The sequence below is a fragment of the Rhizobium sp. ERR 942 genome, from assembly GCF_007828395.1.
Classification (GTDB): Bacteria; Pseudomonadota; Alphaproteobacteria; order Rhizobiales; family Rhizobiaceae; genus Rhizobium; species Rhizobium dioscoreae.
Genome location: NZ_VIUA01000005.1, coordinates 203,160 through 222,844, shown reverse-complemented (window position 1 = coordinate 222,844; position 19,685 = coordinate 203,160). Strand labels below are relative to the sequence as shown.

18 protein-coding genes and 1 pseudogene are annotated in these 19,685 nt (G+C 57.5%); 5 read left to right on the top strand and 14 right to left on the bottom strand.

Annotated elements, in window-relative coordinates:
- Positions 1–131: 131 nt before the first annotated feature.
- Together FBZ97_RS21190 and traA are read right to left on the bottom strand one after the other, a co-directional pair.
- Positions 132–815, bottom strand: a complete 684-nt coding sequence (locus FBZ97_RS21190; protein ID WP_145321883.1) for a DUF1275 family protein — start codon at positions 813–815, stop codon at positions 132–134.
- Between the two features lie 154 nt (positions 816–969).
- A complete protein-coding gene (gene traA, locus FBZ97_RS21185) occupies positions 970–4,854 on the bottom strand; it encodes a Ti-type conjugative transfer relaxase TraA (RefSeq protein ID WP_145322109.1) in 3,885 nt (1,294 codons plus the stop codon).
- A 191-nt stretch (positions 4,855–5,045) separates the two neighbouring features.
- Between traA and FBZ97_RS21180 the strand changes: the two genes are divergently transcribed.
- Together FBZ97_RS21180 and FBZ97_RS21175 are read left to right on the top strand one after the other, a co-directional pair.
- On the top strand, positions 5,046–5,270 hold the full coding sequence (locus FBZ97_RS21180; protein WP_113352751.1) for a TraC family protein: 225 nt from the start codon (positions 5,046–5,048) through the stop codon (positions 5,268–5,270).
- A 49-nt stretch (positions 5,271–5,319) separates the two neighbouring features.
- Positions 5,320–5,547: a conjugal transfer protein TraD gene (locus tag FBZ97_RS21175; protein ID WP_113352898.1), complete on the top strand. Its 228-nt coding sequence runs from the start codon at positions 5,320–5,322 to the stop codon at positions 5,545–5,547.
- Between the two features lie 28 nt (positions 5,548–5,575).
- On the opposite strand, the gene FBZ97_RS21170 is transcribed toward FBZ97_RS21175, so the two are convergent.
- Positions 5,576–5,764: a hypothetical protein gene (locus FBZ97_RS21170; protein ID WP_113352752.1), complete on the bottom strand. Its 189-nt coding sequence runs from the start codon at positions 5,762–5,764 to the stop codon at positions 5,576–5,578.
- Between the two features lie 258 nt (positions 5,765–6,022).
- Between FBZ97_RS21170 and FBZ97_RS21165 the strand changes: the two genes are divergently transcribed.
- Positions 6,023–7,309: a nucleotide sugar dehydrogenase gene (locus FBZ97_RS21165; protein ID WP_113352753.1), complete on the top strand. Its 1,287-nt coding sequence runs from the start codon at positions 6,023–6,025 to the stop codon at positions 7,307–7,309.
- Between the two features lie 10 nt (positions 7,310–7,319).
- Here FBZ97_RS21165 and FBZ97_RS21160 read toward each other — a convergent pair whose 3' ends face one another.
- A complete protein-coding gene (locus tag FBZ97_RS21160) occupies positions 7,320–8,258 on the bottom strand; it encodes an SDR family oxidoreductase (protein ID WP_145321881.1) in 939 nt (312 codons plus the stop codon).
- Positions 8,259–8,445: 187 nt separating this feature from the next.
- On the opposite strand from FBZ97_RS21160, the gene FBZ97_RS21155 reads away from it, so the two are divergent.
- Together FBZ97_RS21155 and FBZ97_RS21150 are read left to right on the top strand one after the other, a co-directional pair.
- Positions 8,446–9,021 carry a sugar transferase gene (locus tag FBZ97_RS21155; protein ID WP_113352755.1) on the top strand — a complete coding sequence of 192 codons (576 nt, stop codon included), beginning with the start codon at positions 8,446–8,448 and terminating at the stop codon, positions 9,019–9,021.
- 133 nt (positions 9,022–9,154) lie between these two features.
- On the top strand, positions 9,155–10,564 hold the full coding sequence (locus FBZ97_RS21150; RefSeq protein ID WP_113352756.1) for an O-antigen ligase family protein: 1,410 nt from the start codon (positions 9,155–9,157) through the stop codon (positions 10,562–10,564).
- Positions 10,565–10,612: 48 nt separating this feature from the next.
- Here FBZ97_RS21150 and FBZ97_RS21145 read toward each other — a convergent pair.
- The 10 genes and pseudogenes from FBZ97_RS21145 to virB5 all read right to left on the bottom strand — a co-directional run.
- Positions 10,613–10,789 (bottom strand): annotated as a pseudogene (locus tag FBZ97_RS21145) (helix-turn-helix domain-containing protein); the annotation flags it as partial.
- A 783-nt stretch (positions 10,790–11,572) separates the two neighbouring features.
- Complete coding sequence (locus tag FBZ97_RS21135; protein WP_113367170.1) at positions 11,573–13,147, bottom strand: Fic family protein; 1,575 nt, start codon at positions 13,145–13,147, stop codon at positions 11,573–11,575.
- A 620-nt stretch (positions 13,148–13,767) separates the two neighbouring features.
- The gene (gene virB11 / locus FBZ97_RS21130) at positions 13,768–14,757 is read right to left on the bottom strand and encodes a P-type DNA transfer ATPase VirB11 (protein WP_145321879.1); all 990 of its coding nucleotides are present in this window, start codon (positions 14,755–14,757) and stop codon (positions 13,768–13,770) included.
- An 8-nt stretch (positions 14,758–14,765) separates the two neighbouring features.
- Positions 14,766–15,935 carry a type IV secretion system protein VirB10 gene (gene virB10, locus FBZ97_RS21125; RefSeq protein ID WP_113389758.1) on the bottom strand — a complete coding sequence of 390 codons (1,170 nt, stop codon included), beginning with the start codon at positions 15,933–15,935 and terminating at the stop codon, positions 14,766–14,768.
- Positions 15,925–16,779, bottom strand: coding sequence for a P-type conjugative transfer protein VirB9 (virB9, locus tag FBZ97_RS21120; RefSeq protein WP_186449538.1), 855 nt, complete (start codon positions 16,777–16,779; stop codon positions 15,925–15,927). Before virB9 ends, virB10 begins: the two co-directional genes overlap by 11 nt.
- Before the next feature lie 68 nt (positions 16,780–16,847).
- Positions 16,848–17,519 (bottom strand): virB8 family protein, encoded by a 672-nt coding sequence (locus tag FBZ97_RS21115; protein ID WP_145322105.1) that lies wholly within the window; start codon positions 17,517–17,519, stop codon positions 16,848–16,850.
- Positions 17,519–17,806: a hypothetical protein gene (locus FBZ97_RS34795; RefSeq protein WP_145321877.1), complete on the bottom strand. Its 288-nt coding sequence runs from the start codon at positions 17,804–17,806 to the stop codon at positions 17,519–17,521. Before FBZ97_RS34795 ends, FBZ97_RS21115 begins: the two co-directional genes overlap by 1 nt.
- A 35-nt stretch (positions 17,807–17,841) precedes the next feature.
- Entirely contained in the window at positions 17,842–18,774 is a 933-nt protein-coding gene (locus FBZ97_RS21105) for a type IV secretion system protein (RefSeq protein WP_113352762.1), read from the bottom strand.
- A gap of 3 nt (positions 18,775–18,777) precedes the next feature.
- A complete protein-coding gene (locus FBZ97_RS21100; protein WP_113352763.1) occupies positions 18,778–19,008 on the bottom strand; it encodes an EexN family lipoprotein in 231 nt (76 codons plus the stop codon).
- Complete coding sequence (gene virB5 / locus FBZ97_RS21095; RefSeq protein WP_246661830.1) at positions 19,005–19,676, bottom strand: P-type DNA transfer protein VirB5; 672 nt, start codon at positions 19,674–19,676, stop codon at positions 19,005–19,007. The genes FBZ97_RS21100 and virB5 overlap by 4 nt, the downstream gene beginning before the upstream one ends.
- Positions 19,677–19,685: the final 9 nt, after the last annotated feature.

Genomic DNA, 19,685 nt, shown 5'->3' with positions numbered 1-19,685 from the left:
CAAGGATTTGCCGCCTCGAACGCGGCGGACCGGTTCGATCCGACGCGTACACTTAGAGAGCTGTAGCCGACTTGCAAGGCGGGAGAAAGGAGCAAGATTGGTAGTCTCAAGAATGGACGCAGGCGAAAAAGCTAAGCCGGCTTCACCTCCGCCTTGCCGCTATGCATGAGAATTCCCGCAAGCGCCAGAACCGGCGGCAGCAGGAAACAAGCCATGCCGACGATCAGGAAAAGCGCCGCCGCCAGCGCGCAGCCGAAGGCAAAGCCGCCGACGGCCGCTCCCATGCGGCGAAGCCGCGCCTGCATCGCCGCCTTTTCTTCTGGCTTGGCACCATGGAGCAGATCGGCGATGTCGATCATGATCTGCGTCGTCGTGCCCGTCATCATGGTCGTCGGTGGTGTCGAGCCGAGGTGAATGCGATGCGCCGTCGTCTGGATAGCCATGGCGGCGACAAGGGTCATGCCCGTCAGAAGCGGCTGCCAGCCGTCTCCATCGCCAAACGGACCGAAGCGCAAAGCGAGGATCGCCGCGAACGCTAATAGCAGCAATTTCAGCGAGAGGATGATCTGCAGCGTCGGCAGATTGCGCCGCGAGAGATCGCCGCCAAGGAGACGGGCGACAATGACGACGACGCAGAAAACCGGCAACGCCAGAAGCTTGGCGAGAGCGCCCGACGTTCCAAGCGCCAGGGAAGCGCCGAGCGTGACGAAATTGCCCGTGACATGCGCCGTGAACAGGCCATGCAGGGCAAGAAACCCCGCGGTATCGACATAGCCGCCATTGATGCTCAGAAGGGTGGGCAGGCTCGGCTTCATTGCTTTCTCGCTCGCTTCGATCGTCTCCGACCTTATCGCGCCGAATGACCTCCGATGTCGAGACGTTTGCGCGCTGGAGAAGCGAAACATCGCCGTGCGGCGCCGGTCGGTCCGGATATAAGCCTATCGTTCCCTCTAAAATCTCCGGATGCTCTCAGCGATCAACGCCACGGGCATGGTTGATCGTTCGAAGTTGGCGCTCGGCGATAATCTCTTCTGCCCTATCTGTAGCGACGACACGTTGGACCATGCGCAATTGGCCCAGGATGGCCTTGAAGTCCGTCTGCTGAGACTTTGAGACCATGTTGGCAGCATCAGCTTCATTGCGCAAAATGACACCGGGTCCGAAGCGAGCATCAAGCGCCTTGCTAACGAGAGAAAATTCCTGACGGACATCTGCCGACAACGACCGGACCAATCGTGCCAGTTCGCGCGGCTTCTTCTCCGTCTCGGACGAAATGTGTCGCAGCGCTGTCTGAGCGGTTCTCGTCAACGCCGGAATAGGTATTGCCATCCGTTCCCGCTCTATCATGACCGCCGCTTTTTCGTCCTCAAAAGCGCTCAAGTAAAATCGCCCCAGAGAGCGTACATTAGCACCAACTGCTTCAACCGCCCGCAGAGCTTCCCTACGCTCGCGGCCACCAGCGAGCAGCCTATCCAACGTTCTGCCGCTACCGCGCAAAGGGCCATAGGCAGTTGGCTCTGTGGCGACGGCACGTGCAATACGCTCAGGGTCGATCTGCTTATGCACCAGATCTTCGATCATCGCCACAGCGGCTGCGGGATCGCGCCAGATCACGGACCCAGTCGCGGTGAGTGCTGCTCTCGCCTGTTTGTAATGCTCAGTCTCGATTACGCGTGTTCGGGCCTCCTCGTCGAGGCTTACATTGAATTTCGTGACCGCCGGCAACATCGCAGGAGATGTGAGTTGGGCGAGACGCGCCTCTTCTGCAAACGATGGGCTAAGGGAGTTCACTGCGGGTAATAGATCGGAAGCATCCGCCCCCGGAACGGGCAAGGCGTCTCTGTCGTGTGTTGAGTGAATAAAAGCATTCCCCCCTGAAGTTGCGACTGGCACCTCCAGGGGCACGTTCGCCCGTCGCCAGAGCCGCGCCACATGATCACTTTTTGCCGTGAGCCAATTGGATAGGCGCTCCACCTGTAACTCGACGGCGTAACCATACTCCGCGATAGTGTCGATGCCGCGCCGCCGTGCGAAATCGAAAGCTACGGATTGATAAGACGGCTCGTTTTCGAAATCGAGCGTCGTCGTCTTTTCGCCGGGGCGCGACAGCCGTTCAATCAATTGCGCAAAGAGCGTCGGCGGGCGGTGTTCGGCGTCAATTTGCTCCATCCGAGCCTCGGCCTTATCAATTGAATATGCCGTCCAAATATTGCGGCCGACAATGCGATCCTCGAAATGCCTCGCCCCCGTTTCCTCATCAACAACGGGCATTTTAACGGTAACTTTTTCAGTCCCCTCCTTGCGCATGGTCACTATATCCCCGACCCCGACGCCGGCCGTCTCAAGCGCCTTGGGCAGATTGACGCCCCAAAGGCGATGCGTGGTTCCATCGGTCGTTCTGACGTCGACATAAGGAGAAGGACCAGAGTCGTCCCGCTTGCGAAACTTCGCAAGTCCGATTTCAACAACCTCGCCGGTGATGCCAGTGGCATGCTCGACGCGTGTCGTCTTGGCCCGTTCGAACTTTGGCTGAAAATCTTCCCTTGCCGCATAAAGATCGACACGCTCGCGATGACGCGTCATGGCAACATATGTCAGGTGTCGGTCCATCATGCCTGTTGCCACCACGAAAGCGCGGTTGAAGGTCGATCCTTGAGTCTTGTGAATCGTTGCAGCGTAGCCATGGTCGACGTTGCGATAAGTCTCCTCGGAGAACATGACATCCCGACCACTGTCCAACCGAACCAAAAGCAATGGTACCCCGCCTCGACCCGCTGTCGATATGACCGTTCCAAACATGCCGTTCTTGACGTGCTGAACAGTTAAGTGAGGGGCTTTGGGTTCGACGAACCGTGCATTTTCGAGGAAGATGATCCGGTCTCCCTCGCTAAACTCACGTATGCCGCGCTCTGTACGAAACGACCTACCCTCCCCAAGCGCATCCTGTTGCAACAGGATCGCACGGATCGCGTCGTTGAGGCGTCTCACATCGCTGTTGGTGTGGGCCAGAACCATCAACTCGTCGCCACGCAACTTACGACCTTCGACCTGCGCCTTGGCAATGACCTCAAGGCGAGCGCTGGCCCAGTCGGAGACGATGCGTTGAACCGCATCATTGCGCGTGTCACTTTCAAGGAGATGGCCATGGGCGCTATAGGCCTTCAAGGCTTCCTCAACATTTCCACGGGCAAACAGACGGGACGCCTCTCGCGCCCATTCGTGCCGCTGGCGGCGAACGCCGACCAATTCGGCAAAGCCGATCCGCTCGATGATGGCACGGAAGGAAGCCCCCGCCTGGATCGGCTGAAGTTGCATTGCGTCGCCAACAAGAACTGCTTTCGCGCCCGCATCCTCGACGCGTTTGAGAAGACGCGCCATCTGTTGCGACGATACCATGCCAGCTTCGTCTAGAACCAACACGTCGCCCTTCTGCAGCAGGTCATAGTCGTTTTTCCAGGCAAGCTCCCAAGCGGCAATTGTACGCGAACGGATCCCGGAACTGCTATTCAATGCCTCCACCGCCTTACCGGCGAGCGCCGCTCCGAGGACGCGCCTGCCGTCTCGCTCCCAGGCAATACGTGCCACGCTCAGCAATGTCGATTTGCCAGCGCCCGCAATACCGACGACTGCGGCAATGCCGCTATCAGCTGTGACATGCCGAACCGCATCGAGCTGCTCAGGGTCAAGGCGAATGGCCTTGTCGGGCGCCGCCTCAATCTCAACAATCGCAGCATCAACTTGGGAAGGTGATACCGCAAAGCCACCGATGTTCGAGAGATTGAATGCCGACCGCGCCATGTGGAATTCGGTTCTGATCGTCGCGCGCGTCGTGAAGACTGCCGGCAGCTCGACCGCACCAGTTTCCGCACTCACCTTCTGCGGCCGCAGCATTACCAATTCCTCAGACGCCATCAGTTTCGCGCGGATATTGGCAAAGACGATTGGATCATCAACATGGCGGTGCAGGGCGCGGGCAATCTCGGTTTCATCGAAGGTCGAGCGCTCATTGCTGAGTTGCCTAAGCAGTAGCCCGGGGTCGGCAGTGAGGCGTTCCGCCGTCTCGTAACGCTGTGCCAATGCCGCCGGCGCGAAATAGACATTGGCACCTTTGCGTAGAAGCGCCGTACGGGCAGGACCGATATGGCGCCGCCCCATTCCCCGCAATCCCTGCTCCTCGTAGGAGCGGCCGTCTATGCGGATATCGTGACCGGCAAGTGCCAGATGGCGCGTTAGCGTTTGAGCCCAGGCAAGCTTCCACTCCTCCATCGTTTCCTTGTTGCCTGCCCACGGACGGTAAATGATTGTTCCTTTCGGCCTATCTGGGCTTTTGAGGCGCAGAGGCTCGCCGGTGTCGTCGACGATAGCGATCTGCTTCGGCCCAAACCCTTCCGCGGTCAGCGGACGCAGTGTGGTCATAACGTGGACGTGCGGATTTCCCTTCTTATCGTGATAGACCCAGTCTGCAACCATTCCGCACGACAGGAGGTTCTCGCGAACGAAATCGCGCACCAGCGCAATATTCTCCGTCCTGCTGAGCTCGTTTGGAAGGGCAAGGATGATCTCGCGCGCAAGCCGTGCATCGCACCGGGTCTCGAAACGATCGACAACATTCCAGAGCGCTTCACTGGCGCCGGCAACCGATCGTCCGTCGATCAAAACTCGCAACCATGCCGGCGTATCATCAGGAAGAGCGAGTTCCTCGTATATGAGTTCGGCCGCGCCTGCGGAGTAGCGGAACTTGGTCCCCACCTGCTCATCCGTCATCTTGGTACGATGCCGATAGGCAGCAGCCGAGACAACGCTCTGTCCCGCTCCGCGGCTGATCATTTTCGCTCTCAAAAACATAATAGCCAAATTTGACTCTTCCTTTTCCAGCACATCGGTACCGCATAGATATCGAGAGACCTGGCGAAAAGGCCCATAATAGGCCGGTTTTCTAGGATGAATTCCACTTTCCTATATTATTTCAGTCCATTTGACTACTGCATTTAATGCAGTATAAAAGATTCCATTAGATTTGATCCCGATGAAAGAAAGGACAGGGCATGCGTGCAAGAAGCACGGCTTCCGAGATGGACACGCAGATCGAGCTGCTCAGGGAGAAGCGCAAGAGGATGGTCGCCAAGGCCAATGAACGTTTCGCTAGCGCGGCACGGAGGGCAGGTCTCGCGGAACTGGACATTTCCGACGCCGAGCTCAATGAGGTTCTCGCCGAAATCACAGCGCGATTTCGCGACGGTGAAAAAAGGAAAACGGGCGCATCCACTTAAGAGGCTAGATCAGCGGATTATGCTTCTCGAACGCAGGCAGCAGCGTGACATGATAAAAGATCGCAAGCGCGAAACGCGCGAAAAGATGATCTTCGGCGGATTGATCATCAAGGCTGGCTTGCGAAAGGCCGATCGTGCGTTCCTGCTCGGCGCCTTGATCGAGGCGAGCCGGATCCCGCCTGATACCGCGCAATACCGCCATCTACACAAGATTGGTATGGAAGCGTTCCGCGCCGATGCACGCATGACGAATTCGGAAAGCAAGGACCTAGCATGACGATAAAGTGAGGTGGCGCGCGCAAATCTTACTCCGCGCGCTCGGCCTCGAGAGCGGCAATCTCGTCGGAGATTTCCGCGATGCGTTGACGGAGCTCCGCCTCGGTACCGTCGTCCACCTCGCCTTCGCCAAAACAATAGCGGGCAATGTGCAGCTCAAGCTTGGCTTCAAGCTGCTCGCGCTGTGTGCGCAGATGTTTGAGATAGCTGTTTCGCATTGCGAATACGCTTTCAAAGAAATGAAGTCACTCCCAATAAATAGGTTCGAAATCAGAAAGTTTCGATAGACGTCCCATCACCCACCTGAAACTCTTGTCACGAAATGCCGCAATGCCGCCGTTTCACACTTGTTTCAAAGTGACCGACCGGTCATCACATTCATGCGACTGCGGCTGAAATGATCCCGAGGGCAAATATTAGGCGCTGACATCAGCTTCAAATTCGGGCTAATTCAGGCGGAGTGTTCGAGGTATGTTGTGTTGAACGAAAAAATTGCCGTCATTGGCCTCGGTTATGTTGGCCTACCTGTCGCGATTGCGCTTGCCGAAAAATTCCATGATGTGGTCGGCTTCGACATCAAAGCCTCTCGCGTCACTGCGCTGCAGGCGGGCAAGGACGATACCCGGGAGATTTCTTCTGAACGGCTGCGGTCGAGCGGACTGCACATCAGCAGCGAGATCGAGGATCTCAAGGATCGCGATATCTTCATCGTTGCCGTGCCGACGCCGATCGATCGGAACCGCCAGCCCGACCTGCGGCCCATGATTTCCGCCTCGCGCACCGTCGGCAAAGTCCTGCGCAAGGGTTCGATCGTTGTCTATGAATCGACCGTCTATCCCGGCGTTACCGAAGAGGTCTGCGGCCCGGTGCTGGCGGAAGTTTCCGGGCTGCGCCAGGGCGAGGATTTCCATGTCGGCTATTCGCCGGAACGAATCAACCCTGGCGACAAGGAACACACCTTTGAGCGCATCGTGAAGGTCGTCGCCGGCGATGATGCGGAAACCTTGGAAAAGATCGCCGCCATCTATGGTGCCGTGGTCGAGGCGGGCATTCATCGCGCCCCGAGTATTAAGGTGGCCGAGGCCGCCAAGGTGATCGAAAACACCCAGCGCGACGTCAACATCGCACTGATGAACGAGCTTTCGATCATTTTCGAGAAAATGGATATCCGCACCGCCGATGTTTTAAAGGCGGCACGGACGAAATGGAACTTCCTGCCCTTTACTCCCGGCCTGGTCGGCGGCCACTGCATCGGCGTCGACCCCTATTATCTGACTGCCAAGGCAGAAGAGCTCGGCTATCATCCCGAAGTCATCCTCTCCGGCCGCCGCATCAATGACGGAATGGGCGCCTTCATTGCCCAGAAGCTCATCAAGATGCTGGTTGCGGCGAAAAAGCCGATCAATGGCGCGCGCATCGGCATATTCGGTCTGACCTTCAAGGAAAATGTGCCTGACCTGCGCAACAGCCGCGTTCCCGACATTATAAGCGAACTGCATCAGTTCGGCCTGGAGCCGCTGGTGCACGATCCGATGGCGAGCCATGCGGAAGCCGAGGAGGAATACGGCATTCGCCTGATGGAGCTGAAGGATTTCGGCAAGCTTGATGCCGTCGTGCTTGCCGTTCCCCATAAATCCTATCTGGCCGAAGGTGCAGCCACTATCCTCGATCTCTTGAGCGAGAACGGCGTCGTCGTCGACGTGAAGGCAGCTCTCGATCGGAGTAATCCTCTGCTGGAAGGTCACTCAGTCTGGAGTCTGTAAGGCTGAAACGCTAGCTCAGCGCGCCTTTATCCCCGCCGGCGACCGTTGCCGCCAACCCTTCTTCGACGGAGTAAGGCGGCGACCAGCCGGTGAGCGCCCGCGTCTCGCCAATATCGACCTGAAGCGAGCTAAGCAATCGCCGCGCGGCGGCTCGACGTCCCAGAATTGCGGCAAGTCCCTCAAGCAGCGCAGGCGGCAGCGGTAGTATCCAAGCCTTGCGCCCTGCAGCCAGAGATAGTTTGGAGATCAGCTGGCCAATCGAAAGATCTTCGCCATCGCTGACCAGGAATACACGATTACTGACGGCAGAGTGGCTGGCGCAGAGCAGCATGAAATCGACGAGATTGCCGATATAAACGAGCGACCTGCGGTTTCGAACCGCCCCAAACGGCCAGGGAAACGGCCGCGCAGCCCACCTCATCAAGCTTGCGAAATTCGCCTTAACGCCGGGACCATAGACGAGCGGCGGCCGAATGATGACGACCTCCATGCCCGTTTCCGCTGATATCGCGAGCAAGGCCTCCTCCGCCTCCAGTTTCGAGCGGCCGTAGGCATCTTCCGGATTCGGTATATCGGAAGCCTTGAAAGGCTCCCCCTCCGCCGTCTCCTCGCCATTGACCTTGATCGAGCTCAGGAAGACGAAGCGTTTTACGCTCGCGGCCGCGGCTTGTCGCGCCAGGTTGACGGTCGCATCGACATTGACGGCTCGGAACGCAGCCAAGGGATCGGCGGCGCTCTCGTTCATGACATGGACGCGGGCCGCCAGATGCATGACGACATCGACGCCGGCAAGCGCATCGGTCCAATCCGTATCGCGATCCATCGTCCCGATGGCGACGAAGCCTGGGCGGGAGTTGCGGCTGACCGGCCGATACTCCATTCGCCGGCGGGAAAGCTCCGTGCACAGAGCTTGTCCGACAAAACCCGTCGCACCCGTCACCAGGATCATCCGCCAGCTGCCTCCACTTTTCCGCACCATGATTAATTGGGACATGCTTTGCACGGGATGTCTGCTTAGAACAAGGGCGGGGAATCTTGCCGGGACTGGTTGTGCTTGAAATCGCGATATGAGATGGACGGAACACTGACGACCTTGATCACCCTCAGAACAGAGGGTGATGCAACGACAAGAGACGATGTTTTATACGATCGCCAAGCGCCTTTTCGATTTTCTCGCCGCTCTAGCCGCGACCATCGTTTTTTTCATCCCGATCCTGATCGTCGCACTTGCAGTGCGTCTGACCTCACCTGGTCCGATCCTCTATTGGTCGGATCGGGTCGGCCGGAAAAATAAGATCTTCCGCATGCCGAAATTTCGAAGCATGCGTACGGATACGCCGGCGGTTGCGACCCATCTGTTGAAGGACCCCAAGATCTATCTGACGCCGATCGGCTCCTTCCTGCGCAAGTCGAGCCTCGACGAGTTGCCGCAGCTTTGGTGCATCCTGAGAGGCGAGATGAGCATCGTCGGCCCGCGCCCGGCGCTATTCAACCAGCACGATCTCGTCGCACTGCGCACGGAACGTGGCGTCGACGCTTTGCTACCGGGCTTGACCGGTTGGGCGCAGGTCAACGGCCGCGACGAGCTGCCGATCCCCGAGAAGGTGGCGCTGGACGAGGACTATCTGCACCGACGCTCCTTTCTTTTCGATCTGAAGATCATTTTCCTTACGGTATTGAAAGTGGTCCGGCGCGACGGAGTTGCTCATTGACAAACAATCAGCGAAATCGGCATCAGTGACACAACGGCGCGGGAAAATTGCCGTATTCCTGCCCCTTTGCGACCATACGGCCCGTGACGGGGCGAGGAATGCCGGATGGTGAAACGATTCTGGACAAAGGCGGATGACGACATTGGACGACTCGCGCATCAACAAACCGCATGCTGATCTTGCAGCCGAACCGATCGGCGTCACGAAGGCAGGAAGCAACATGACGAAGCCGCTCGCCATCATCGGCGGCATTCTCTGGCTGCTTGTCGCTTCGCCGACCGTCGTCGAGAGCGACGCCTACCGGTATGCCACCGCGCTCCTCTCTCTGATCGCCCTCTACTACTATATGAAGGCGCCGATACGGCCGCGCACCGATTGGATCGGCTGGCTCTGCATGGGCTGGGCCTTCTATGTCATGGCGCGTTTCTTCATCACCTTCTGGCTGACGCCGCAGCACGATATCGGCGCTTCGGATTGGCTCTATGCCTTCCCCTTCTTCTTCCCCATCATGGGCGTCGCCTTCCTGCTCTACGAAGAGCTGATGGAAAAGATCGTCGCGGCCTATTTCGCCGTGGTGCTCGTCATGCTGGTCGCCACTCAGCATCTGCGCGAGGTCTTTGCCGGCGAAACCATCCGCCCCCTGATTATGAACAACCAGATCCACGGCGCCGTCGCCTGCGGCATGATCGTGATCTTCACCCTATTCTGGCTGTTGCATTACCTAACGAACAAATCGAGCGACCGCCGGATCGCCCGCTTCGCCTATATCGCGTCGCCCTTCATCTTCGCGCTCTGTTTCATCGCCATTTACGGTGCCAAGTCGAAAGGCGTCTGGCTGGCACTCGGCATCACACTGCCTGTCCTTGCGCTCATTACGCTGACCTACCTGCGCCTGAGGAGCGGTGCCATCATTATTATCGCCGTCGCGGCCCTGTTGATCGCAGGGATCTATGGCGTCAGGCACAATCTGGACAAAACGGCCGGCCCAACTGTATCGGCAGCCCTTTCCATGGTCGAAAATGTGGCCAATGGCCATGAGATGGGCGGCGTGGTTTCAAACGCCATCAGCTCCAGCAATACACCGGTGTCGATGGACGAACGCCTGCAGCTCTGGTCGAACAGCTGGGAAGTCTTTTCATCGGCGCCGATCTTCGGCTGGGGCAATCGGTGGCTCGAACGCTGGGCCGAGACGCGCTACTCGCATGTTCAGTACACGCTGCTGCACAACGGCTATCTGGAAATCCTAGTACGTTACGGCCTGTTCGGTGCGGCAATCATGGGCTTTATGCTCGCCACCTTCATCCGCGCCGTCTGGCGCGCCCGCACGGCCGGCATTATTCCGCGCGCCGCATGGCACGCCTATATCGCCTGCCTTTTCTTTTTCTCATTGACGCTCCTCAGCAACTCCAACAACCGCCTGGCGATCGGCGAAAGCCTGGCCTTCGCAAGCTCCGCCTTCGCCTGCTGGTGTCACATGCGGCTGAAGGGGGAGTATTTGACGATCTCTAAAGGGGAACGGCAAGAAGCGGCCGTGAGAGCGTGAGCATGATAGTTGCACGACTGCTTCGGGTAGCTGGTTGGCATAGCGCACAGGCCGCCGTGACCGATCCGTCAGCGCCTCCAGGCCATCGTCCTTGTAGCGGTTGAAAACCTTGTAGCCGGTCTTGGGCGAGATCCCGAACTCCCGGCACACATCGCTCATGCCTTCGCCTCCAGCAGCCGGGCGACAGAGCGTAGAGGTTCCTCGATCACCGAAGGCTCTCTCCACGGCATCAACACCTCCCGCCAAAAAGCCGAAAGTGTTACCACCCATATCTCCGGTACAATTCGTCACCTATCTCTCAGGTCGGGCACCGAGGCCTCCAAAGCCGTCCATACCCGCCGAGCTACGACGCACGAAGAGCGACTGATGGCCCCCGCGTGAAAAGCGTAGAAACTAGCGCGTTTGGTGGTGGAAAAGTTCGAACGCTGCCGGCGAGAAGTCGTTTTTGACGCGAGGCGGAATTCAAGTTCATCGTTGGATGATCTAGGCAACATTTCATCACAAGCAAACTCAGCGCCTTGAGATCACCCTTCTTCGCGATTGGTGACAAAACGTTCGATCTATGTCGTATCGGGCCAGGATCGTTCCCGACAAATCCGCGTCCTGCGCATGCAGGAAGTATTCGGTTCCGAAAATGCACCCTCTGCCAAAGCGGTGATGTCTAGCAGACCTTGTAAACGCCGATCGAATACCTTCCTCCATATCGGTGGTTGAGCATCGTCCGCTGAGCCCGAAGAAGCCATTCGCTGACACAGCTACCCGCCCAAAATGGTATCGCTCCGCCATTTAAGGGCGCTTAACTTAGCTCAGCCCCTATTTAAGCCAGGAGCCAATTGCTTAAATAACACTGCACTCTCGTAATTGGACATGTCCGTTTCAGCTTCTAACCTTCGGCTAGGCCGCTTCGTCGAGACCCCTATAGCGGGCGAATCGTGCGCGCCTTCGTGCCGCCCCCCATTACCGCTTGAACCGTCGATCGACGTGCTGGCCCTATTGGAAAGGCTGAGCCTAGCCGAGCGGGCCTTTGGGCGCGCCATCCTCATTCGATAGGCTGATGTCGAAGGCGTCGCGAACCACCGCTTCCGCTGACGTTACCTCCTCGTCCGTCATCTTTTCGAATTCACGACTGCGCCGCTTCTTGGAAAGCGTACCCTCGTTCTGACGGATGAAATTGATGAGACTGGAGATCATCCCGTCCGGCATCTCAAGGAAATCCTGAATGCGTCCCTTCGCTTCATCGAAGCGCGCGAGGTGATCGATCTCATTTGGCAGGTCATGCCTGATCGTCTGTACGACGCAAGCATAGAGAAATTCCGTCAACTTCGTATAATCCCCGAACCTGTAGAGATCGGCAGTGTCGTTGAGGACACTCACGTTTTTCTCCGGTGTCGGCACCCATTCGATAAAGGGCAACAGCGGTCCGGTGTAACCGCGCAGGCGCTCGCCATACTCCTCCTGGCGTTCAAGAAGTACGGAAGAAATGGGAAAAATCATGCCAGCGGGCGTATATCCGCGCTCAGACAGAACATGGTGTATGAGGTACCGATGCAGGCGACCGTTTCCGTCTTCGAAGGGATGGACGAAGACGAAGGCGAAGGCCATGACCGAGGCTTGAAGTACGGCATCGACCCCACTCTCCGCCATCCTGCTTCCTGCGGCTATGATCCCTCCGAGCAGATCGCTAATGTCTTCGTGCCGGGCTGAAATGAATTCGGGGAGAGGATCGTCGTTCCAGTCGCGATCGCCAATAAAGCCGCCGGCGTCTCGCAGCCCGCGCTTGATGAACCGGCTCTCCTCGATCACAATGTGCTGGAGGCGCACGAGTTCGTCCACTGTGATCGGCCGCTTTCCCGCTTGAGCAACAGCCCTCATCCAACGCTCGAGGCGGCTTCGCGGCGGGCGTTCGCCTTCGATCTGGTAGGATGCCTGGCTATCCGACAGAAGCAGAAAGCTTGCCGCGCGCGTAACGATCCCCTTTCCGATCTTTCCGATGAGCTCTTTGGCTTCAGCGTCCCAGCGGTGGGCGACCGTGTCGACGAGATATTCGGTACGCCTTAATACGGGGCAGAATGCTGGTGTGCCAAGGAGATTGTCTCGCACGCGGTGACGGGGCGAATTCACGGGGGACGATGTGAAGTAGCTCGCGGTGTCAAGCGCTTCAACATAGTTCCCCCGTTCCGCGTCCGGAATGTCAAGGCGCGTACCTGTCAGCCATTCATAGAAAAACCAGATCCTGCGCGTCGCACTGCTCGTCGGTTCGGCTTCGATCAGCGCTGCGATCTCACTTGCCGGGACGATGTGAAATAGCTTTTTTAGGATCAACAGATCGATCGTCTCGTGCCTCAATGCGAAAGACAGATGTCCAAGCAAGCTGTCCTCTGGAGCGAAGCGCTTGTCGAAGATCGTCCAATCCTCATGTGCTCTCCTCGAGCCATAGACGAAGCCCTTCGCGACGCATGAGGGGTGACGAACAGGGGCTGCAATTCCGTATTTCTGAACGAGAGCTGCATACCCAACGGGGACCGTATCCATTGGCACAATACGTTCTTGGAAGACCGTTGGATTTGCGGGATTGGCTGTCATGCCGACTTCCTTCCTCATCGAAAAACAAGTTACACCATCGAAAGATGATTATTTTCGAGGCATAATATCGAAAATCGCTTACATCGGAAATCAGTTATTCGCATCGAAAAACGCTTATATACGATTAACCATATCGAAAATTGATTAACAGTGGGCATAAGCCTCATCGAAACCGTAAGTTTTTATCGAAAATCGATTAATAACGGAGGCCGTTATAGAAAATCAATTAGAATCCCAAAGCGACTGACGAAATCGCCTTTTCGCTCAACAACATACTAAAAGCGTCATTGCCAAGTCGATGATGCTGCGACCGACCGGCTCGCCACCGCGAAATTAAAGTATTTGCACGCCAATGCTCTCGATATTTTTCGGATAACCTGCGGGCAACTACGAGGCTGCGCGACGAAAGACGGCGTGTGGCCCTGGAGAGCGCTCACGTACCCGAATTCGCATTCACATCGGCCATTTTTCAGCTCAGTTTTCCGATGAGCGAGGCGGTTCGCTTGAACCCGAAGAAAAGGAAAGCTCTAGAAAATCGGTTAGGCCTGTTTTCCGTTTACAAGGAACCTCGGCTGAAGCGAACAAACCAAAATGCAGGAACTAGTCATTTCTCCGCTCGATCACGGCTCAAAGTAAATCTCGCTCACCCGAAACTTCCCGTCGATCCGCCTGCACTGGACAATGATATCGACCGCGACCTTCAGCAAACCATGAATATCGCCGCGCTCAAGGTCACGACCTCCCTCCGACTCTTTTACGAGCAACGTCAGTTGCTCAAGTGCCAGCGCCGCAGAATCGGCATGCACCGTTGTGATCGATCCAGGATGTCCTGAATTGACATTGCGGATGTAGTAGAAGGCCGAGCCGTCGCGCAGCTCCTGTAGAAGAATGCGATCGGGTCGCATCCTGAGGCACGATTCGAGCAGATCTTTCGCGCTGATTTTCGCCAGCCCCTGCCCTCCTTTCGAATAGAAAAGCTTGACGTGATTGGGCTGCGAGATGACTAGCTCCGGCGTCTCCTCGATCGAGATTATCCGCTCATGCTCCGGGATATGCCGGATCAATGCCTTCGACAGGGTGGTCTTGCCCGATCCGGTCGCCCCCGAGATGATAATGTTCTTGCGCGCAAGAACCGCCGCACGCAGAAACGTCGCGTAATCGCCTGCCTTGAGGATCTTGTCCAATCTCGCATCTGAGGATTCGCTATGACGGTTCGACGAGGAGACATTGGAAAATAATTCACCCCTTTCGAGATCATCCAACGTCAGCGTCACCGACGACGGCTTTCTGATCGTGACGCTGACCGTGCCCTTGCTCGTTGCCGGCGGAACAACAATCTGAATCCGCTCTTCATCTGGCAAGGTGGCCGACAGGATTGGCCGGGCCTCGTCGATTGCCTGGTTCGAATAGCTTGCAATGGCCCGGGCCAGACGCATGAGCTTCTCGAAGCTAAGATCCGGCAGCGCATGGCGTCGCCATCCCTCCGTTCCCTCGGTCAGGACTTCACCTGGGCGGTTAACGACGATCTCATACAGCGACGTGTCCTTCAGGAAGCGAGACAATGGCAAAAGCAATTCACGCACCACACGAGCATCTGAAGCTTCCGCCATCTTCCGCCCTACTTGGTCACGAGCGTTGATCGAGGCCCGAAATCCCCCGATACCGCGCGATCGAGGATCCTGTTGCGGGGTTCGGTGACACGCAGGCTATAGACGTCGGAAAAATCGAGATCGCGGGCGACAAAAATCGAGACGAGTTCGCCTTGATGCTTTGTCAATGTCGGCACAATATTGATGGATTGCTCGACGGCGATCGCTGCCGCCTGCTGGCCAGCCGTCGCCGTATTCTGCGCTTGAACGTCACTATCCTGCAGCCGGCTGCCGGCATAGGTCGTCGCGTCCCCGACGATGGAGAGCAGTATGGCACTGCCGAAGCGCTCCCACCAATGCGTGTCAACATAGCCATCCATGCCCGCCCGCCCGAGTGCGTCGGTCGCAGGCGAGGCGAGTGTAATAATCACACCTTTTGGCGTCTTTGCGCGATTCCAAAGCACGAACAGGCGCTTCTGGCCCCGGTTCAAGCCGCCTCGATATTCTCCGACGATCTGAGTTCCTTTCTCCATCAGGACCACGCGGCCGTTGTCGGAAAGAACATCGCGATTGATGACGCAGCTGGCGAAGCCCGGCTGATCGGAAGCGAGCGCCGTCTCGAGCACGCATGGAATGGAAGTTCCCATAGCGACAATGAAGTCGCGGTTGCCGAGCGTGCCGGCGCGTGATCCTTCCAGATGAGTCGGCGTCAACATCCTGTTGAACCGCTGGTCCTCGGTTTCAGGTTGGGCGCCCCCAAGGCTGCCAGGAACGGGCAGGTAATTGGAGCCGGGGTCTTGCGACATCGCGGCTGCTGTGTCGCGGCGTTGCGATGATGACTGCTGTCCATTATAGGCCATGACGGGCGCACGCCGGGCGGAGTCCAACAAGGTGTCCTCAGCGGGTGTGACCTGCTCCTTTGATGCAGGCGTCGGTAGCAACACCTCAGGAAGGGGTGTGGCCGGCTTTACCTCTTCCTTCGCCGGCTCGAAGTCAGCCGTCTGGCGAATGACGACATGGTCGGGCTCTTTCGTCTCAGCCTTTTGCCGGTCACGCATCGACCACAGCGAAAACGCAACAAAGGCGACCATCGCTAGAACCACGCCACCGCGCTTCAGGAATGGACGGCCCTCAGTTCGCTGGTTGACATCCGTCTCGGCGCGCTCACCTGGGATAGGGTATTCCGCCTCATCCGCCATGGGCTCCTCCTGTTGCAGCGCTTGGGGCCTGCGCTTTCATGACGCGCTCCACCGAAGGTGATGTTGTATTGGTGTTCGGATCGACGCCCGTCGGATCGTAGGCTTCGTTGAAGATGCAGAGCACGTCTCGTCCCCGCCTCAGGATAAATTTGCGACTGATCGCATGAACGAGCACGAGGTCACCGGAAACCGACTTAGGTACCAGGCTCTCGGTGCCGTCGGAGTTTTCCATATAGATTGCCGGGATTTCCTGATTGCCGGTAAAGGCGATGGTCGTGATCTTGCCGTTGTCATAAACAGCGTTCGGCTCCAACGCTCCTGATCCCTGCGCTGAATAACGCCAATTGCGTGGTCCATATTGCTCATGCAAAGCCAGCACTGTGTCGGCTTGTCCAGCTTGTGCTGCCTGGGTTTGCGCGAGTGCCTCCCGACGACGGCGCTCGGCATCATCGGCTGGATAGCGATATTTGACATAGAAGTAAGTGTCCTGGCCGGCGGCAACCGGACCGTCTCGGACCGTCAACTCCATCTGGTAACTGCGCGTCGAACCGTCACGACGTGTCGTGACCACGGAGATGTTCGTGACGGGCTGGTTCTCTCGCGCCTTCAGGAAGAGTATATTGCCGGCCGGCGCCACTTCCCATGCGACCGTATTACCAAGCGCTACATGGGCGATTTCCTCGTCGGCGGCAAACTCCACCTGGACGGAGGAACGCAGCGAGCCCACGATCCTGGTGATATTGTAAGGCTGATAGTCGACGAAACGGATCCGACTGTCTTGGGATGCGCCGCGCGGCGTTTCCAGTGCAAGGGCTGCCGATGGCCAGCCAGCAGTCAGAAGCAGTGCAAGGGCTGCCGATGGCCAGCCAGCAGTCAGAAGCAGTGCAATCAAACAATGATGTTTCAGATGTTTCAATTGATGGCCTCCGGATCGGATCGATAGTCGCTGACGGCGAAGCCGAGCGGATTTATCAGCCGGTCGGTCGAGGACATTGGAGCATTCACATAGGAGAAGGTAAGCGTTGCCACCCAATGGGTCGTATGGGTCTCCTCATCGCGGGTGATGGTACGCATATAGCGAACAGACAGGACATTGGCGTTGATCAGCGAGATGGAAACGATGTTGATCCGTGACGTGGCGCCGCGACCGTAGATATTTTGCGGGGAATCCGGATTGCCACCGCGATAAATTGCGGCAAAGCGGGTCTGTTCCGGCGCCGTTGAGAGTAGCGAGACCGTGCGAAAATTCTCCTCCGCCTCACTCCAGACATAACCCTCGCGGGCACGAACATAGCGAGCGGCAAAATATTTGGTCACAGCTTCGTCGTAGGTGCCTGCGGTCGACGTGAGTGCCGAAACGACATCGACAATACCGGTGGAATTGTCGACTCTCACGACAAAAGGCTCGACCGTCTTCAGCGGTGTCAAACCTGCGATTGCAACGATCGAAGTCGCCGCAAGAATGCCGGCCCCGGTGGCTACGAACCAAGCAATCCGAGCCGAACGTTCCATCTGGATCATGCGATCCTGGTCGAAGCGCCGGGCCTTATCGAAATAATCCATGAGACTGTCCGTCGTCACCATCACCGCTGCCCTCCGCATGGGCGATAGGAGTGGCCGACATCAAAATGCGCGAAGGCGGCGGAAACGATATCCGGTTTTTCCTCGACGTAGGCAGGTGGCTTGCCACCGGACTGTGCCGATGAAGAGCGAGGCGGTTGTGGTGTGGACCGACTATCGCCGCTCCATTGCCACATGGCGCGATTGAGCGGCCGACGCGAATAGCCGTCGCATTTGGGCAGGGGATAGGAATGTGACGCGCAACCGCCGAGCGTTGATGCCACACAAAAAAGCACGAATATTCGGATCATCGTCAACCATCTTGTTATTTGCTTGAAGTTCCACATCAGCCGGCTCTTTGGGAACGAAAGCTGCGGCCAACGGCACGTGCACCCCGACCAGTCGCTCGCGCCATGTAGGTAGCACCTCGGGCAAGCGTGCCTTCATGCGCGTCGCGTGCCGCGCCATAGCCGTAGGTGAGCGACGCTCCGCCCGCGGCAAGCGCCGAGGCGATGCCTGGAAGCTGATAAAAAACGTAGAGAGAGGCAAGGCAAATGGCGCCGAGCGCAACCGGTCGCATGAGTACGTCGCTGTAGCTCTCGATCATTGTGAAGGTGGAATCGATGCAACTAATGAGTAGCGAGCCAACCGCCACGACCAGTACCTGCAGGATCACGAAGTTGGCGAGTTGCCCGATCCAGGCTTCGGTAAAGCGGCGTGTCGAGCGGAACATGGCGAGCGCTACGAAAATCGGGCCGATAGCGAGCACGATCGCCAGTGCGAGACGGGCATAAAGCGAGACAATATAGCCGATCGCGGCAACCACGAAACTTGCCAAGATGACCAGCATGCCACCGAAGCCGGTGACGATGTCGACGCCCCATGAGGCGCGCGCCCAGATCTCGTGAGCGCATTTCTGACCTTTATCCAATAGGCTGTCGAAGGTCGAGGCGCTTGGAATCGTGCCGGAGTTCAACGCCTGTGAAATCTCCTTGGGCAAGGTGTCGAAGAAGACACTGCCGACATAAGTCTGATACTCGCCAGCATTCGTGACCAGCATCAGGATGATAGCAAGCTTTATTGCCCGAAAGGCGAAATCCATGATCGGTTCGTGGACTGATCCCCGCAGGATCAGGAAGCCGTAGAGGATGACATAAAGTGTCAATGCCGCCGTCAATGGCCCGGTGACCCAGCTGGCGATATTCGACGTACCTGACGATATGAAGTTCTCCAACGGCGCCTTGAACTGCCCATCGACGAAGGCAAAGATTTGATACATACCTCAGCCTCCAAGCGCTTTGCCCATGCGCTCCAGGCGGGATTTCCAATCCGCCGCCTCGGCATTCACGCAGTTCGGCGTGGCTCGCAACTCGCCGGGATTGCTTTTGCATTTGGCGATGAGATCCGACAGCAGCGTCTGGTTAGCCATCAGCTCGTCGACCGAATAGATACGTTCGGGCTTCGAGCAGCCGAACAAAGAGACACCGAGTGTGAGGAGAACAAGAAACTTCATTGAAGGGCCGCTCCCATCGCATCCATGCGCTTGCGCCAATCCTCGGCCTTGCGCTGTTCATCGACCTGAACCTGGGCCTGCTGCACCATCTGCAACGCCTGCATCCTGAGCATATCGGTCTGGAGAAAGGCCGTTTCGGCCTGCAGCCGCGCCTGCAGGTCGGCGATGTCCTTGGCATCGCTCGCCGAAGAGATTTGCCGGCGTAATTGATCAATCCCGTCGATCCGCTTGGTCGCGGTATCGTAAATCTGCTGGCCGAGGCCCATTTGCCCAGCATTCTTGTTCTGAAGACGCGACAGTTCTTGAGCATAAAAGTCGTTAGCGCTCGTTTTGTAGGTCGAATTGTCGGTCAAGAACTTTGAGGCGGCATCGCCAAGCGTGCCTGAACCTGCGCCCCTGAGCAGGCTTTCGACGGCAGAAAAGTCCCCTGGCAACGCCTTGCGGATCGCCGGATCGTTCAACAGGCTGGCGACGTCGGCCATGTTGGTCAGCTTGTTTAGCGAACCGTAGAGCTGCTGGGCCTGCTGGAGTTGCTGGTTCAGCGCATCGAGCTGCGATTTCAGTTGGGTTATGCTTTCGATCTGCTTGGCAATCGCGGTCTGGTCGATAACAGGGATACCCTGTGCGTCGGCGGCATGCGAAGAAAGGAACAGTACTATCGCTGTCATGGGAATCAT